The organism is Streptomyces sp. Root1304 (assembly GCF_001426405.1).
GTDB lineage: Bacteria > Actinomycetota > Actinomycetes > Streptomycetales > Streptomycetaceae > Streptomyces.
This window is the reverse complement of the sequence record NZ_LMEP01000022.1, coordinates 344,581-362,586: the sequence shown is the minus strand read 5'-3', so window position 1 is coordinate 362,586 and position 18,006 is coordinate 344,581. Positions and strand designations below refer to the sequence as shown.

Annotated in this window: 7 protein-coding genes and 1 pseudogene; 6 read left to right on the top strand and 2 right to left on the bottom strand. The window is 70.3% G+C overall.

Going from position 1 to position 18,006, the window contains the following annotated elements:
- Positions 1-154: 154 nt before the first annotated feature.
- Together ASD33_RS21040 and ASD33_RS21035 are read left to right on the top strand one after the other, a co-directional pair.
- Entirely contained in the window at positions 155-3,616 is a 3,462-nt protein-coding gene (locus tag ASD33_RS21040) for a DNRLRE domain-containing protein (RefSeq protein ID WP_056562494.1), read from the top strand.
- A gap of 171 nt (positions 3,617-3,787) precedes the next feature.
- A pseudogene (locus ASD33_RS21035) lies at positions 3,788-4,093 on the top strand (MBL fold metallo-hydrolase); the annotation flags it as partial.
- Between the two features lie 132 nt (positions 4,094-4,225).
- Here ASD33_RS21035 and ASD33_RS21030 read toward each other — a convergent pair.
- Positions 4,226-5,497 carry a phospholipase D-like domain-containing protein gene (locus ASD33_RS21030; protein ID WP_056562488.1) on the bottom strand — a complete coding sequence of 424 codons (1,272 nt, stop codon included), beginning with the start codon at positions 5,495-5,497 and terminating at the stop codon, positions 4,226-4,228.
- Between the two features lie 311 nt (positions 5,498-5,808).
- Between ASD33_RS21030 and ASD33_RS21025 the strand changes: the two genes are divergently transcribed.
- On the top strand, positions 5,809-12,291 hold the full coding sequence (locus tag ASD33_RS21025) for an RHS repeat-associated core domain-containing protein (RefSeq protein WP_157870063.1): 6,483 nt from the start codon (positions 5,809-5,811) through the stop codon (positions 12,289-12,291).
- Between the two features lie 165 nt (positions 12,292-12,456).
- On the opposite strand, the gene ASD33_RS21020 is transcribed toward ASD33_RS21025, so the two are convergent.
- On the bottom strand, positions 12,457-13,434 hold the full coding sequence (locus ASD33_RS21020) for a winged helix-turn-helix domain-containing protein (RefSeq protein ID WP_056562483.1): 978 nt from the start codon (positions 13,432-13,434) through the stop codon (positions 12,457-12,459).
- A gap of 90 nt (positions 13,435-13,524) precedes the next feature.
- Here ASD33_RS21020 and ASD33_RS21015 point away from each other — a divergent pair, with 90 nt between their 5' ends.
- The 3 genes from ASD33_RS21015 to ASD33_RS21005 all read left to right on the top strand — a co-directional run bounded on the left by ASD33_RS21015 (position 13,525) and on the right by ASD33_RS21005 (position 17,613).
- A complete protein-coding gene (locus ASD33_RS21015; RefSeq protein ID WP_056562480.1) occupies positions 13,525-14,838 on the top strand; it encodes an MFS transporter in 1,314 nt (437 codons plus the stop codon).
- Positions 14,839-14,951: 113 nt separating this feature from the next.
- Entirely contained in the window at positions 14,952-15,539 is a 588-nt protein-coding gene (locus tag ASD33_RS21010) for a DinB family protein (protein ID WP_056562477.1), read from the top strand.
- Positions 15,540-15,720: 181 nt separating this feature from the next.
- On the top strand, positions 15,721-17,613 hold the full coding sequence (locus ASD33_RS21005; protein WP_056562473.1) for a serine/threonine-protein kinase: 1,893 nt from the start codon (positions 15,721-15,723) through the stop codon (positions 17,611-17,613).
- Positions 17,614-18,006 lie beyond the last annotated feature (393 nt).

Here is an 18,006-nt window from a genome sequence, read left to right as displayed (position 1 = left end):
ACGGGGCGGATGCCGTAGGCCATCATCAGCTGGCCCAGCCGTGACCTCCCCGAGGGTGTGCTACCCAGGTCGCCCTCTTAGACGTCATGGCTGGCTTCGTAGTTCCAGCCGGTGCGCGAGAGCCCCGGATTCTGGGGGGAAGGGGACCTCGCACATGAGTCAAGAAGGATGGCGCAACCCCGGTCGGCGCGTTGGCGCGGCAGTAGTTGCCGTCGCAATCGCCGCTGGAGGAATCGCTTATGCCAACTTGCGGCCTGTTGGTGCATCAGGTGGCCTGAATTCATCGCTTCCCGGCAACGGTTCCGAGAAGCACGGCGAGAGCCGGGTGGTAGCTCAGGACACCGCGTTCAATCTGGCCCGCAAGACCGGCAAGCCGGTCGAGATCACCGCCCAGCGCACGGCGCGCTCGACAACATGGGCACGCCCCGACGGACTGACGCAGAAGAAGCTCTACGCTTCCCCGATCTGGGCGAAGTCCGGCGGTGACTGGAAGCCCGTCGACACCACGCTCCACCGTACGAATGACGGCTGGGAGCCGAAGGCGACGAACACGCGCATCGTGTTCTCCGCCGGTGGCTCCGTTGACCGTGCTTCCCGTAAGAGTGTCAGGCGTGTCTCCCTCGTTCGAGGTGTCTCCGAGGAACCTGCCGCCAGTACTCCTCTGATCACGATGACGGTCGCCGGGACCTATGACATCCAGCTCACCTGGCCAGGGCCCGTACCGACCCCGATCATCGACGGGTCGCGTGCGCTCTACCCCGAGATCTTCCCCGGCGCGGACCTGGTCCTCACCGCGGAGGACACCGGCTTCGCGCAGCTCATCGTTCTCAAGAACCGTGCGGCGGCGGCGGATCCTCATATCGCGCAGCTGTCGTACGGGCTGATGTCGTCCAACCTCGTCTTCCGGCTTGACCCGGCCTCCGGTGTCGTCGCGGCGCAGACCACCGACGGAGACGAGGTCGCCATGTCCGCGACCCCGATGATGTGGGACAGCAGCGGCACCCCGGCAGTCACCGACGGATCGGTGGGCGCCACCGCCCAGCCTTCCGCGTCCGAGACGCCGGCCCCGTCCACGAGCACCACGACCTCCGCCGCACCGAGCCCCACGGCCAGTGCCGAAGAGCTGGCCAACGACGTGACCGACCCACTCGCCGAGGTCCTGCCCACGGCGACCGACGGGCCCCAGCCCACGCTGACCGAGTCACCGCTCCCTTCGGCACCGCCCGAGCCGACCCCCGCACCCTCCCAGTCCGGCTCCGCCGCGACTCTGGGACTGGCGCTCCTCAACGGACCCTCGCCCGAATCGCGGGGTGACCTGGTGGAGGCCGAGCTGTCCGAGTCGAACTGGCTGCTGACCCCGAACCAGGACTTCCTCAACGACTCCACCACGACCTACCCGGTCTTCATCGACCCCTCGGTCACGAAGCACACGCAGGACTGGACCACCGCCTACAGCCGCTTCCCCAACGCCACCTTCTTCAACGGCAAGGACTTCAACAAGGGAGGCAGCCACGAGGCCCGGGTCGGATTCGAGTCCGACACGTGGGGCACGTCCCGCTCGTACTTCAACATCGCGTTCGACAAGACCCTCAAGGGCGCGAAGATCATGAGCGCAAAGCTCAGCCTGCTGGAGACCTACTCGTGGTCGTGCAGCCCCAGGTCAATGAGCGTCCACGTCACCGGTGCGATCAGCGGCCGGACGAACTGGAAGAACGCCCCCCGACTGCACGACGGCAACAAGGTCGCCTCCGGGACTTTCGCGCACGGCTACAAGACCGGGTGCCGCGACGCCTATGAGACCTTCGACGTGAGGGCGGCGGCGCAGAGCGCGGCGGATCAGGGCAAGAGCTCCGTCACGTTCGGCATGCGCGCACGGGACGAGGACTCCCAGTACGCATGGAAGAAGTTCCAGGCGAACGGCGAGAACGCCCCCGCGCTCACCCTCGTCTACAACCGCCCTCCGACCGCGCCGACCAATCTCGACCTCGGCCCCGACGCCAAGTGCACCACCACCGCGCCGTACGTTCGCGTGGGCGCCGAAGCGCTGACCTTCACTGCCCGGTCGACCGACGCGGACAAGAACCTCGACCGGATCGACTTCGACCTGTGGCCGGTCGGCAAGTGGGCCACCACAGGAGACATGCTGAAGGCCACCGGCACGGTCTCCGTCGGCGGCGACACCGCAGCCGCCCTCCGTACAACCTCCGGCTTCGCCACCAGCGGCCTCGTCAACGGCACCACCTACTCCTGGCAGGTACGGGCCATCGACGACGCCGGCACCACCTCGACCTACGCCCCTGCCGGCATTCCTTGCCGATTCGTCTTCGACAGTGCCGCACCCCGGCCGCCGAAGGTCACCTCCGTCGACTTCCCCGACGCCGACAGCAATGAGAACGCCTTCGGAAACGAGGCAGAGGACGCCAAGTGGTCGAAGAAGAAGTTCGGGACCCCGGGCTCCTTCACCTTCCGGGCGCTGGACACTGACGTCGTCCGGTACGAGTACGGGTTCAACTCCTCCGGTTATCCCTTCTCCCTCACTCGGACCGCCGGGACCCCGATCACCACCACGGCGCTGCTCAGCAGCGCCAAGCCGCCCACCGCCGGCCCCAACGTGCTCTTCGTCAGGACCATCGACGGCGCGGGCCACGTCTCGGAACCCACGAAGTACTTCTTCTACGTCACCCCGCGCGACCAGGCCGACATGCCCGGAGACTTCACCGGGGACAAACTCCCCGACCTCCTGGCGATCACCTCCGCCGGTAACCTCCGCCTCTACCCGTCCCACGCCACCGCGGACCTCCTCAAGGGCACCGGCGACGTCGACTACTCCATGTCCGGCGCCTACCGCTACAACCCCGACAAGGACCCCAACGGCGACGACCTTCCCGCCTTCATCGCCCCCGCCAGCGCCCACTTCAAGGGCGCGCTGATCACCCACAACGGCGACTTCTACGGCGGCGACGGCCTCCAGGACATGATCGCCCGCGTCGGCGGCAAGCTGTGGGTCTACCCAGGAGACGGCTACGGCGCCGTCAACATCGACAAGCGCCGTGAAATCCTGCTCCCCAGCAACGCTCCTGCTCCCAGCAGCCTCACCCAGATCGTCGCGACGAGCGACATCACCGGGGACAAACTCCCCGACATGCTCGTCAAGGCCGGCCCCCAGCTCTGGGCCTTCGTCGGCTACACCGGCGGCGCCTTCCATGAAGCCCGCCTGCTTCTCGACACCGCCTGGGACCAGAGAGACATCGTCATGGTCACCGACATCGGCGGCGACGGCGTCCCCGACCTCCTGTGGCGAAGCGAGGACCCTGCACGCGGCCTTCTCCTCCGGCACGGCAAGGCCCTCGCCGGAGGCGGCCTCGACCTCAACTCGATCGCTCTCGCGTCGACCTCGGCCACGGGCAAGGACGAGATCTACGGAAGCTCCGGCTGGGGATCCTCCGCCATCCCGATGATCATCGGTACGCCTGATCTCAACGGCGACAGCATCCCCGACCTCTGGACCGCCATGAGCGACGGAAAGCTCTACTTCTACGCCGGCACGCGCACCACCCACGGCGCCCGAGTCCTCGTCGGCGCCAGCGGCTGGCTCAGCCACAGCGCACTCGGCTAGGACTCGTTCGGTCGATCGTGTTCGAAGTCAACTGGCCGTCCGTCGCGTGAGCCTTTGCGCAGGCGGACGGCCTGACTGTCGGTCTTCTCCGGGATCGTGTGCCGGATGCCCCGGCGTCGCAGGTACTCACGGCAGGGGCTGTTGCTACAGGCGTTGTCGGCTGTGACGCTGCACCTGGACCTCCAGGGCGGCGGCCCCGCCGGGGTCCTGCTGCCGATCCACTGGGGCACGTTCAACCTCGCCCCGCACCCGTGGGCCGAGCCGGGGGAGTGGACGAAGGACTCCGCCGACGAGGCCGGCCAGGCGGTGGCGTTCCCGCGCCCCGGCGAGCCCTTCGAACCGGGCGGGAAGCTGCCCGGGGAGTCGTGGTGGCAGGCGGTGTCGCACCCGATCGCGCACCCGTGGCGCGGCCCCCGGCCCACCGAGGTGGCGGCCGGGGCGCGCAGCGACGACCTGGACCTGGCCGGCGACCGATGACCTCGGGGGTGCCGCTGCCGATGCGCGGGGGGACCCCTGGCCCGGCTCCGCACCCCCGGCCCGGCACCGCACGCGTGGGCGGAGCCGCCGACACCGTCGGCGGCTCCGGTCGCGAGAGGGGGAGCGGGAAGGTCAGTCCGTGGTCTTCTTGACGCCCTTGCACTCGTCGGACGTGTCCGCGGTGCCGGGGAAGGCCGCGGCCTTCACCGCGGTGAAGTTGGCGACGTAGGCGTCGTGGTAGGCGGAGTTGTCCACCTTGAGGAGCGCCTCGTCGTTCTCGCGGAGGGCGGGGCCGGAGTAGTTGTGGCTGCCGGTCCAGAGCACCTTGTTGACGGTGCCGTCGTACATGCCGTCGATCAGCAGGTACTTGGAGTGGACGACCGAGTTGGTGGTGTCCGGGTTGTTGTCCTCGTCCCAGTTGTAGCAGCGCACGGTGGGGCCGCCCGTGGCGTGCAGTGCCTCCCACGTGCCGGCCGTGCCGCTGCTCGCGAGGCTGTCGGTCTCCGCGTACACGACGTCGACGGAGCAGCCGGCGCGCTGGAGGGCCGTCAGCTTCTCCGCGACGCCCTGCCGGGTGAGCCGCAGGACCGCGACCCGGACCTTGGTCTGCTTGCTGACGCCGCCGGAGGTGTACGCGCAGGTCACGTTGTCGAGGACGTTCCAGATGGTGTCCTGTGAGTTCCCCGCGCCGGGGTACGGGAAGAAGTACGCCTTGAACGGGCTCGACGTGGTGGTGCTGTAGTCCCAGCTCTGCCAGTCCATGCCCTTGAGCTTGGCGAAGTAGTTCGAGTACGCCGTGTACATCGGGACGTTGAACGGCAGCACGAAGGCGTTGTTCCACATGCGGCTGTAGCCCGACGGGGTCATGTTCGAGGAGCTCTGCACCACGAGGTCGGAGGCGCCGTCGACCTGGGAGAAGAGCCAGAACTTGTTGTGGTTGATCCCGTTGCCGCTCAGCGCGGCGGGGTCACCGAGGCAGGACTGCTTCGCGGGGCAGGTGCCGACGAACGAGCTCTTCGTGCGGTCGGTGCCGAGGGCGTTCGCCAGGATCGCGTACGAGGTGTCCGTCGTGGACGCGGCGCTCGTGGAGTCCAGCATCGTCTGGACGTTCACCCCGCGGACGGTGTGCGCGTCGGCGAGCGCCTGGGCGACCCCCTCGTCCCACAGGTGGTACATCGCCACCTTGATGTCGGAGCCCGGAGCGGCCGTGCCGATGTACCCGAGGAGCTGGGTGCGGATCGCTTGCTGCTCGGCCACCGTGCCGGTCGGCTTGTTGAAGACCGGGCCTTCGGCCACGACCGCGGCGGCGGTCGACGCGCCCGTCAACTGAAGCCCCGCGGCGAGGAGGACGGTGCTGAGGACGACGGCGATCCTGCGTGATCTGAACCGGGATGCGAGGCGCATCGAGATTCCTCCCTCTGCGGTCCGGATGCTCCGTGACCTGGGCATGTGTCCATGTGCTCGCGCTCTGGACGGCTGACAGGGAGGGATCTTGTCAGAAGTGTTGCACCTGCAACAGACCGTTGGGTCATAGGCGTTGATTGTCGCATTTGTTGAACTGGACATGGCAATCCGGCGGAGTCTAGGGTCCGTGCCCTGTGTCCTGATCCGTGCACAGTGAACCCATAGCCGAGGTGTCCCGGCCGCGAGGAGGCGCGCCGCCGGGCGTGCGAGTGGCCGAGATGCGGCGGCCCTCCAGAGAGTTGAGCGAAACCTTGAGACGATTGCGCTCGCGCGGCATGGCCGCGCTGGTCAGCAAGGGGTTGATGGCGGGTCTGCTCTCCGCCTTGGTGGTCGCACCGACCGCGACGGCGGTGGCGCTGCCCCGGGCGGATGAGCCCAGTGTGCGGGCGCGGGCGCTGGACGCGCCGGTTCCGCAGGCCGCTGAGCCGACCCTGACGCAGGCGCCGAAGGTGTCCTGGCCGGCCCCCTCGGTGGCCACGGTCGAGCTCGGAACGACGGCCAAGTCCGTGGGAACGCCCTCCGTTTCGGTACGCCGGGCGAAGTCGGGCCCGGAAGCGAAAGCAAAGTCCGCGGGCCTGAGCGCCGACCTTCCGCCGTCAAAGGTCGACGTTCAGGTACTGGACCACGGGCAGGCCGAGGCAGCCGGCGGGCTCGGCCTCGCCCTGCGGGTGTCCCGCAAGGACGGTGGCCGTACGGCGGGTCCGGTCGAGGTGTCGATCGACTACTCCGGGTTCGCCACGGCCTACGGCGGCGACTTCGCCTCCCGGCTGCGCATGGTCCGGCTGCCCGCGTGTGCCGCGACCACCCCCGAGGTCGCGGCGTGTCAGCGGACCCAGTACGTCACGGCGAAGAACGACACCGGCCGGAAGAGCCTGACGGCGGTCGTCGAAGCGGCGCCGGAGACGCGCCGGATCTCGGGCATGGCGGCCCTCGCCGAGCCGTCGGTGTACGCGCTGGCCTCGGGTTCGTCCTCCGACAAGGGTGACTACCGGGCGAGTACGCTCTCGCCGACCGGCAAGTGGGACGTGTCGCTCGGATCGGGCGCCTTCACCTACTCGGTTCCGATCGAGGTGCCGGAACCCCCGATGGGCAAGGCGCCGGAGCTGTCCCTCGACTACAACTCCCAGTCCATCGACGGCCGCACGTCGGGGTCGAACAACCAGGCCTCCTGGGTCGGCATGGGCTGGGACCTCAACGTCGGCTTCATCGAGCGGCGTTACAAGAACTGCACCCAGGACGGCCACCCCACGTTCGGCGACCTGTGCTGGGACTCCCCGAACTCGGGCCAGGACCCGAACGGCGCCAACTACGTGATCAATCTCGGCGGCACCACGTCGGAGCTGATCCAGGACGGCACCGGCACGGGCTCCTTCCACCTGCTCGACGACCCCGGCTGGCGGGTCCAGAAGCTCAACGGCGGTTACGGCAGCGACAACACGGACGAGTTCTGGGTGATCACCCACCAGGACGGCACCCGCTACTACTTCGGCTGGGGACGCACCGAGCGGCTCAACTCGCAGAGCGCGTACGAGAAGACGAACTCCGTCCTCACCGTCCCCGTCGTCGGCGACGACGCCGGCGAGCCGTGCCACGCCTCCTACCCGAACCCCTGCAAGCAGGCCTACCGGTGGAACCTCGACCGGGTGGTGACGCCCAACGAGGTGGAGAACACCTACTTCTACACGAAGGAGCAGAACTTCTACCGCTCGGTGGCGGCGGCGGACAAGGCGCGCTCGTACGACTCCGCCTCCTACCTGGAGCGGATCGACTACGGCTGGTCCTCCCAGATCCCCGGCGCCCAACTGCCGGGCCAGGTCGACTTCCAGCACGTCAACCGGTGCGTGGAGCGGATGGCGGAGAAGGACCCGCTGAACCACACGACCCCGGACTGCCCCACGATCGACGCCAAGCCGGAGTCCTATCCGGACGTGCCCGTCGACCTCATCTGCGACGGGCCCGAGGACGGGGAGTCCTGCGTCGGCAAGACCTACTTCCCGACCTTCTTCCAGCGGGGCATGCTGTGGGACATCGTGATCAAGGTCCGCGACGACAACGCCGCGGCCTGGGACACCGTCCGCCAGTACCAGATGAAGTACGCGCTGATGGATCCGGCCGGAGCGGTCGGTGACCAGCTGTGGCTGGACTACATCCAGCGGCGCGGCTACTCCGGCGACGACATCACGCTGCCCACGATCAACTTCAACGGTGAGTGGCAGGACAACAAGGTCGGCGCCGGGGAGCTGAACTTCCGGCGGATGAACAAGGTGTTCACCGACACCGGAGCCACCATCACCGCCACCTACGGGCACGCCACCGACGACGCCGGCGCCATCGACCGCCAGTGCGACGAGAACAACCTGCCCTCGCAGTCGTCCAACGCCTACGAGTGCTTCTGGCAGAAGTGGACCCCGGAAGGCTCGGAGACCGAGCGGAGCGGCTGGTTCAAGAAGTTCGTGGTGACCAGGGTCGTCGCCGATCCCGGAGACGCGGGTGACGGCGATCCGGCGATGACGACGGAGTACGAGTACGACGGCGCACCCGGCTGGCGGTTCACCGCCGATCCCATCGCGAAGGACGAGGACGAGTCCTGGTCGGAGTGGCGCGGCTACGGCAAGGTGCTCGTCACCACCGGAGCCGGCTCCAACAAGCACTCCACCTACTACTGGCTGTACCGCGGTCTCGACGGCGACCGGACGGTGAAGACGGATCCGGCGCAGACGCGCTCGGTGAAGGTCACCGACTCCGACGGCGCGGAGTGGACCGACTCGCCCTGGCTGGCGGGCAAGACGCTGGAGACGTCGAGCCGCGACCACGAGGACAAGGCGCAGTCGCGGCAGTGGCACGAGTACTGGACGCACAACACCGCGCAGTACGTGGGTCTGCCCGACGCGAGGTTCGTCCGCGAGAAGAAGACGCGGAGCCTGGAGAAGCTGGCGACGTCCTCCGACGCCTCCGCCACCTGGCGTGAGCACATCGTCGAGAACGAGTACGACGACAACGAGGCGGCCTCCACGACGTTCGGCCTGCCGATGCGGATCGACGAGTGGGGCGCGACCGGCGTCTCGGACAACAGCTGCACCGAGTACGGCCGGGCCTACAACACCGACGTCCTCGACGGGACCGGAACCAAGCGCTGGATGGTCTACCAGGACGACGACCGGCACTACAACGTCTCCTGCACCACCGTGGCCGCGGACCAGGCGGCGGGCAACGACACCCTCCACCAGGACAAGCGGACCATCACGTTCTACGACGGGGCCACCTCGTTCTCGGAGAACGACACCAAGCTCACCGACGGCAACGCCACGGAGGTGCGGGTCCACACCGACGCCACCGCCTACCGTGCCGCGCGGAGCGAGTACGACGGGGCCGGACGCCGGACCAAGGCGTGGGACGGCAGGAACAACCTGACCACGACGACGTACAACCCGGCGACCTCGTGGCCCAACGACGGGATCACGACCACGACCCCGGACCCGGACGGCACCGGCCCGGGCACGCCGATGGCGACCACGGAGTACTACTCCCGCTTCTTCGGCCGGCCCTGGAAGTCCGTGGACGCCAACGGGAACACCACCCGGGTCGTCTACGACGCGGTCGGCCGCGTCTCGCAGGTCTTCAAACCGGCCGAGTCCGCGAACTACCCCGCCGGAAACCCGACGCTGAGGTTCAGCTACGGCGTGCCGGTCGCCGACTCCCCGACGGGCGTGCCCGACGTGGCCACCGGCGCCGGCCTCAAGACCACCTCGGAGGCGCTGCAGTCCGGCTCGACGTACGCGCAGAGCATCGTCTACAGCGACGGCCTGGGCCGTGAGAGGGAGAAGCACGAGACCGCACCCTCGGGTGCGGGGCGCATCGTGACCGTCACCCGGTACGACTCCTCCGGGAACGTGGCCGGCACCTCGGCACCGTTCTACAACTCGGGCGCGATGGGCTCCGCACCCGTCAACCCGGCCGTCGCCGACCTCCCGTCGTACACGGACGCCGTGGTCGACTGGGCCGGCCGCACCACCCTGACGCAGATCCAGGTCAACGGCGTGGTCCAGCCGGTGAACAAGACGGTCACCCGTTACGGCGGCGCCGACCTGACCACCGTCTTCCCGCCCACCGGCGGGCCCGTCGACACCTACACGGACGTCTTCGGACGGACCGAGAAGGTGGTCGAGCACATCGGCGCCGAGTCACTGACGACGTCGTACGAGTACACGCGCAGCGGCGATCTGAAGTACATCCACGACTCGCGCGGCAACACCACCCACTACACCTACAACTGGGCGGGCGACCGCGTCACCACCGAGGATCCCGACGCCGGGGCCAGCTCGACGACGTACGACGGCAACGGCCAGGTGGCGACCACCCAGGACGCCAACGGCACCGTGCTCAGCTACGAGTACGACAACCTGCTGCGGGGCACCAGGACGAAGCAGGGCACCACCGTCCTGACCAGCCAGGCCTACGACACCGCCACCGGCGGCAAGGGCCTGCCGGCGGCGGGCACCACGTACGCCGGCGCGCTCGCGTACACGACCAGGGTCAACGCCTACGACGCCAACGGGCGGCCGACCTCCAAGTCGGTCACCGTCCCCGACGACGGAGCAGGCCTCGCGGGCTCGTACACGTTCGGGTTCGGCTACGACTCCGCCGACCACGTCACCTCGGTGGCCTACCCGGCGATCGGCGGCCTGCCCGCCGAGACCGTCACCACGGCCTACACGCCCCAGGGCAGGCTCTCCAAGGTCTCCAGCGGCCTGGCCACCTACCTGTCCGGCACCGGGTACGACAACTACGGCCGGCTCACCTCCCGCAGCTTCGGCACCGTGGGCACCGACACGTCCCTCACCCGGACCTTCGGCTACGACGACGCCAACGGCACCGGCTGGCTCAAGAACGTCGTCACCAACACCCTCAGGAACGGCACCAGCACCAAGGTGCAGGACGACACCTACACCCACGACAACGGTGGTTCGGTGTCCTCCCTGCGCGCCTCGACCGACAACCAGCAGGAGTGCTACCGCTACGACGACCTGAACCGGCTCACCGACGCCTGGACCACCGCGGCGACGAGCTGCGGCACCACGCCCGGCTCCGACTTCGCCGGACCCGCGCCCTACCAGACGCAGTACGGCTACGACGGGATGGGCAACATCCAGTCCGTCACCGACACCCGTCAGGGCGGGGCGACGACCAAGAAGGACTACGCCTACGCCGGCTACAGCGCCGACGAGTCCACGTACACCCCGGACCAGCCGCGCCCGCACGCCGTCGCCTCGGTGACCTCGCCCTCGGGCAAGGACACCTACGACTACGACGCCTCGGGCCAGCTGAAGAACCGCACCGTCGCGGGCGTCGCCTCCTCGCTGGCCTGGACCCCCCAGCGCAGGCTCGCCTCCATCACCCAGAAGAAGGCGACCGGCGACGAAACCACCCGGTACGTCCGCGACGCCGAGGGCAACGTCCTGCTGCGCACCACGCCGCAGGAGAACGTCCTCTACGTCGACGGTCACGAGGTGCGCAAGGTCGGCACCGCGGCCGCCAAGGCGACCCGCTACTACACCGCCGGTGACGCGAGCGTCGCGATGCGCACCGCGGACGGCAGCGCCAACGGCGTGCTGACGTGGCTGCTCGGCGACGGCCAGGCCTCCGCCCAGCTGGCGATCACCGTGGCGGGGCTCGTCACCCGGCGCCGCTACACGCCCTTCGGAGCACAGCGCGGTTCCACCGGCCCGGCGCCGGGGAGCGACCGCGGCTTCGTCGGCATGGCGGAGGACGACTCGACCGGCTTCTCCCTCCTCGGGGCCCGTGTCTACGATCCGAACCTGGGACGGTTCCTCTCCACGGACCCGCTCCAGTCGCCCTACGAGCCGCAGAAGCTGAGCTCCTACAGCTACTCGGCCAACGACCCGGTCAACTTCAGCGACCCGACCGGCCTCGACCGGGCGTGCCGCTGCGGTTCCCGTCCGCCGCTGGTCGTGAACGGCAAGCCGACCGGGCAGCACACGAGCGGCGGCATCCCCAACACCCCGCGCGGCCCGGCCACGGCTCCCGCCCCGGGGTGCGACCAGGCGTGCAGGAACGCGCTCAACTCCCTCGTCAACGCCCAGGAGAAGTTCAACAAGAGGCTCGCGAAGGAACTCCGCAAGTACGTGTACGTCCTCGGCGGCAACATGAAGCCGTGCGTCGACGGCGCCGAGGTCAGTTCGGGCGTCGCGGCGGGCTGCGCGGACTTCCAGGGCCAGACCTCGAACGTCGTCTGGCAGGACGTGCTGCAGCGGTGGCTCGACGGGAAGGGCGGCGCCCTCTCCTTCGGTGCCGGCGCCAAGATCACCCAGCAGCTGGCGACCGGGCCGCACAACCGCGAGATGCTGAAGTACCTGTTCCAGGTCGCCGACGCCGCGGACTGGGACCTGCCGCCGTCCATGGTCGGCGGTGACGCCTCGCACGCGGATCCCAAGACGAACATCGCCAAGGACATCTGGGGCATGAAGACGGACGGGCAGGGCGGCAACGAGACGCCGGACGCCTTCCTGGGATCCTTCAACGAGGTCTACCAGGTGGTGAACGTCGACAAGAAGAAGCGCCAGCTCACCGTGGCCTTCGCCGCCTTCAACAACACGGGCACCAAGTCCATGTTCCACCTTCCGGACTGGACGGGCATCGGCATGGAACGCGGCCAGGGCAAGCAACTGGGAAGCGTGCACCAGACGTACTTCTGGACCATGACGATCCGCGAGTAGAGGGAGGGAAGAAGAAAGCGGACACGACACCCCCGCCGAGCCACACGGCCCGGCGGCCACGGCCCGCGCGACCGCGAGCGCCCTCGTGGTCCTGCGGGCGGGGGTGCTCGGCGGGGTGTCGCGTCCACCTGCTGCGTCTCGAAGATCCGCGCTGATCCGGGGCCCTCAGCCCGCGCCGGCGACCAGTGCCTCGCCGAGTGGGGTGCGTCGGTAGAGCACCGAGCGGCCTGAGCGGGCGCGGACCAGCAGTCCCGCGTCTCGCAGGATGGCGAGGTGGTCTCCTACCGCGCCGGGTGCCATGGTGAGGCTTCGGGCGAGGTGGCTCGTACTGGCCGGGGCGTCCAGCGCCACCAACAGCCGGGCTCGGGCCCGGCCGACCAGAGCGGTCAGCGCGTCCGGTCGCGGGACGGCCTCCTGCTCGCCCCAGAGCGCGGCGGTGCCGCGGGCAGGGTAGATCAGGGTCCTCGGCCAGGGGTCTTCGTAGTGGGCGGCGACATGCCCGACGAAGACCGAAGGGATCAGCAGGAGGCCGTCGCCGGAGAGGCGCACCGTTCCGCCCCGGAAGAAGCCGATCTCGATGCCGCCGGCACGCGACGCGATGCCCGGGTGCAGGCTCTCGATGGTCGTGGCCCATCCGTGTTCGCCGATCAGCCCCACCCGGTGCACGACGTCGCGCTCACAGATCGCGCGCAGTTGCGGCCAGTCCGCGGCGAGCAGCTCGTGCCACGCCCGGTCCAACGCCTCGGCGATCCTGGCGACGGCGTCCGTCGAGTCCAGCACCGCGCGCACGCGGGGATCTCGGGCGGACGGGCCGGTCGCGGTGGCGGCGATCTCGCGGCGGGCCGCTTCCAGCGGCGTGGCCCGGATCGAGGCCAGGTCGTCCGCCCAGGTCTGGTTGAGGCCGCGCGGCGGCGGGGCGACGAAGTCCGGTCCGCCCTGCGCGGTCTGCAGAGCGAGGGCGGCGTCCAGTTCGGTCTCGCGGCGAAGCCGCTCGAACACCGGCAGGAGCCGGGTGGCCCAGGCTCGCGTCAGTGGCCGACCGTGGCCGGTGAGCGAGCGCAGCAGCAAGCAGAGGTCCATGGCGGGCGACAGTGCGAAGCGGCTGCGCAGCAGGTCCTCGACGGAGACTTCGAAGCGCAGCACCCTGGCATGCTACCGCCGGGCCGCCCGCTCCGATTCGTCCAGCGACGAATCAATGGCGGGTGGGGCGGGCGCACGGCGAGGCTGCGCGTCATGACCCCAACCGCCGAACCCGTGCCGGGCGAGCCCCGCGTCACCTACCGGGAGGTCCTCGCCGAGCCGCGATTCCGGCTGCTCTTCTCGACCCGCACCGTCGCGATCACCGCGGACGCGCTGCGGATCACCACGTTCTCGGTACTGGTCTTCGCGGCCACCGGCTCCGCGCTGCTGAGCGCACTGGCCTTCGGTATCGGCTTCCTCCCGCAGCTGTTCGGCTCCCTGCTGCTGGGCTCGCTGGCCGACCGGCTGCCGCCCCGCGCGCTCCTCGCCGGCGGCTACGCCCTGGAGTGCGCCGCCGCCCTGCTGCTCGCCCTGGTCCGGATGCCGATCGCGGCGAGCCTCGGTGTCGTGGCGCTGGTCGCCCTCGCCACACCGGTGTTCAGCGGTGCGTCGAGTCGGCTGGTCGCGCAGTGGCTGGAGGGCGACGCCTATGTGCTGGGCCGGTCGCTGAACAACATCGCCGCCTCCGGCGCGCAACTGTTCGGTCTGGCTCTGGGAGGTGCGACCGTCGCGGTACTCGGCCCGCGTCGGGCGCTCGCGGTGAGCGCCGTCCTCTACCTCGGCTGCGCGCTCGCCATCCGGATCCGGTTGCCCCGACTGCAGCCGGGAGAGCCCGGCGGCGCATCCGAGGACAGGGGCGAGGGCGGGGCCGTCCGGACGAGCCTGTACGGTGCCGTCCGACTGCTGCGCGCACACCCGGTGCGACGGCTGATGCTGGCCCAGTGGCTCCCGCCCGCGTTCGTAGCGGGCGCGGAAGGCCTGATCGTCGCCTACGCGGGAGGCCACCGCTTCGCACCCGGCTGGTACGCGGTGCTGATGGGTTGTCTGCCGGTCGGCATGCTTGTCGGTGACCTGCTGGTGGGCCGACTGCTCCGGCCACCCGCCCGGGAGCGACTGGTGGTCCCTTTGACCGTGCTGATGGGACTGCCGCTGGTCGGCTTCGCCGCCGAGCCCGGAGTGGGCGTCTCGTCCTGCCTGCTGCTGCTCTGCGGCTTCGGATTCGCCTACGGTCTCGGCCTGCAACGGCCGTTCCTGGACGCCCTGCCCCAGGAGGGCCGGGGCCAGGCCTTCGGCCTGCTCGGCTCCGGCGGCATGACGCTGCAGGGCGTCGGGCCGGCCTGCTTCGGCTCGGTGGCCGCGGGCATCGGAACGGGCGGCGCCATCGCCCTGGCGGGCGGTGCGGTGGCGCTCACCGCCGGCTGGATCCTCACCTGGCAGCCGCCCACTTCCCCGGCCTCCGTACCGAACCGCTCGACGGGATCAGGGAACCACGCCGAACAGATTGCGCGTAGTTCTCCTGCACGGTGACCCTCGCGGGTCGGTTCGGCCGCGAGCCGTTCCCGGCCTCCGGCCCGTACAGCGTCTTGAGGCCACGACCAGTCCATGAAAGCCACGAACAGCCCAGGAAAGGCTCATCCCGCATGATCGACGAATTCGCGAAGGACAACCTGCACGGAAGACTGCGGCGGGACCGCGAGGCACTGCTCTGGAAACTCGACGGATTGTCCGAGTACGACGTCCGCCGGCCGCTGACGGCGACCGGGACCAATCTCCTCGGCCTGGTCAAGCACGTGGCCAACGTCGAGGCCAGGTACTTCGGCGAGGTCTTCAACCGTCCGTCCCCGGAACCGCTGCCCCGGTGGCAGGACTCCGACGGCAGCGACCAGTGGGCGACCGAGGACGAGACCCGCGAGGAGATCATCGCGTTCTACCGGCGCACGTGGGAACACTCGGACGCGACGATCGACGCGCTTCCCCTCGACGCCCCCGGCCACGTCCCGTGGTGGCCCGAGCCCTTTCCCCACACGAACCTCTTCGCCATCCTGACCCACGTCCTCAGCGAAACCGTCCGGCACGCCGGGCACGCCGACATCCTCCGCGAGGGCCTCGACGGCCGGACCGGGTTGCGCGCCGAACACGAGAGGAAGATCGACGAGGAAGCCCGTGCGGCCCACCGCGCGAAGATCGAACAGGCCGCCAGGTCGGCTGCGGAGCCCCGCACCCGCTGAGCGGCGCGGACCGGTCCGAGTGCCCTGATCTCCGGTGAGATGTCCTGGCGGCCACGGCCTTTGGCGGCCCCGCCCTCGCGCCGAGGACCGGGCCCGGCGTCGTCGCGGATGCGCGAACCCCTACCCTGGTGGCCCTGACAGGTGGCGGATTTCGAACAGTGCGACGAACGGGATGTGACAGGTGACGGGGGCGAACGGCGCGGATCTGGTCGGCGAGGTCCTGGGCGGGCGCTACCGGGTGACCGCGATGATCGGTCGCGGTGGCATGGGCGTGGTCGCCCGGGCGGTGGACCAGCTGCTGAACCGCGAGGTCGCCGTCAAGGTCCTGCGGGCCTACACCGACGCCTCCCCGGCAGACCTGACCGATCTCCGGGTCCGGATGCAGCGGGAGGCGCAGGCCGCCGCCCGTATCCGGCACAGCGGTGTCGTCACCGTGCACGACGTCGTCGAGGAGCGCGGGCTCCCCGTCATCGTCATGGAGCTGGTCGAAGGGCCCTCCCTCGACGACGTGCTGGCGGAGCGCGGATCGCTGGATCCGCGCGAGGTGGCCGCGATCGGCGCCAAGCTGATGGACGCGCTCGACGCGGCGCACCGGGCCGGCGTGCTCCACCGGGACGTCAAGCCCGGCAACGTACTCCTCGAACGCGGGAGTGCCTCCGCCGCCGAAGGCTTCGGGGGAGGCCGGGTCGTGCTCACCGACTTCGGCATCGCCAGCATGGAGACCCCCGGCGACGAGGCCCTGGCCAAGCTGACCCAGAGCGGGCAGATCGTCGGCTCCCTCGACTATCTGCCACCGGAGCGCGCCCAGGGACAGGTACCGGGTGCCGCGTCGGACATCTGGGCGCTCGGCATGACCCTGTACGCGGCCGTGGAGGGCGCCGCGCCCTTCCGCCGTACGTCGGTGTGGTCCACCCTCGCCGCGATCGTCGGCGAACCGCTGCCCGAGCCCCGGCGCGCCGGACCGCTCGCCCCGGTGCTGCGGGCGCTGATGGCCAAGGACCCGCTCCAGCGGCCCGACGCCGGGCAGGCGCGCGAGATGCTGCAGGCGGTCGCCGAGGGCGCGGACCCCGCGGTCGCACAGGCACAGGCACCGGCACCGGCACCGGCGCCCCAGCCCGTCACTCCGCCTCCGCCGGGCTTCGGTCCCGGCTTCGGCCCTGCCTTCGGCTCGACGCCCCCTCCGTCCGCCACTCCGCCGGGCTTCGGTCCCGCGGTCGACGCGCCGCTCTCCCCGCCCGCGCCCCAGCACCACGCCCCCTCGATGGCGGCCGGAGGGTACGCCGCCCCTCCGTCGGCGTACGCCGCGCCGCAGGGCGTGCCGTCCGGCATGCCCGCCGAGCACCACGGCCCTTCCGACACCCGGGCCACGAGCGTCCGGGCCCGGCGCCGTCGCACCCGCACCGTCGTCGCGGTGGCCGCCGCCACCGTCCTCACCTGCGGCGGAGTCGCCTACGCCCTGATGGGTACGCGGGACGCCGAGGGCGGCGGCCCGGACCGGGCGCTTCCCGGGGCGAGCGCCACCACCGCCGGGGAGGGGTCCGAGGCGGGCGGCGGTCCGACCGACCGCCCGACGCCCCCCGGGGACCTGACGTCCTTCGGCCCCGGCGGGAGCCCGTCCGGAAGCCCCCGGGCGACCCCGTCCCGCACCCCCCGCGCGACGCTGTCCGGCACCGCTCCGGCGAAGGGCGGAGACCATGAACCGGGTGTCACGCCGACGCCCGGCGACGGGTCCGCCGAGCCGACCGGGGCCCCGTCGACCTCTCCGAAGGCAACACCCAGTGCCACGGTGAAGGAGCCCACCCCGGTGTCCCGGTCGTGCACCGGCTGGGCCCATTCGAACCGCAGTGACGGCGCGGGCCGCGCGGCCCAGAACACCCATCTCTACACCGGGCCGTACGCGAAGTGCTCCTACGTGACCGCGATCGACTCCGGCACGAAGATCTACTACCACTGCTACGTCACCAACGCCGACGCCAACAAGTGGATCTACGCCCGTATCGCGGGCACGGACACCGAGGGCTGGGTGTACGGGGAGAAGTCCACCCTCGACAGCGGCTCGCTCGCCCGCTGCTGAGACCGGCCCGCGACGCGCGGGAGGTGAGCCGGGGCGGCCGCCACCGAGGCGAGGTGACCGCCACCGAGGCGAGATGACGCCACGGGCGTCCACCGGACCGCCCGCGCCGAGGTGGCCGCCGGGCATCTCCCGTCACCGAGTGTCACCGGTCCGTTGCGGATGCGATCGGTGTCCACGCCGATCCGGCGGCCGGAGCGAGGCCCGACGTGCCCATCGCGGCCGCAGGCCGGGACCCTCCGGAGGCCGCGTACAGCATCCGGAGAGCGGACGGACAGAACGTTTCACGCCACCTCCAGAGGATTCCGGTCGAGGGTGGTTTCCGCAGAGAGCGGAGGCGCGAGGGCGCCTCCGCCCTCCTCCGTTCCCGCCTGCCGAAGACCCCTCGGGGCCGCG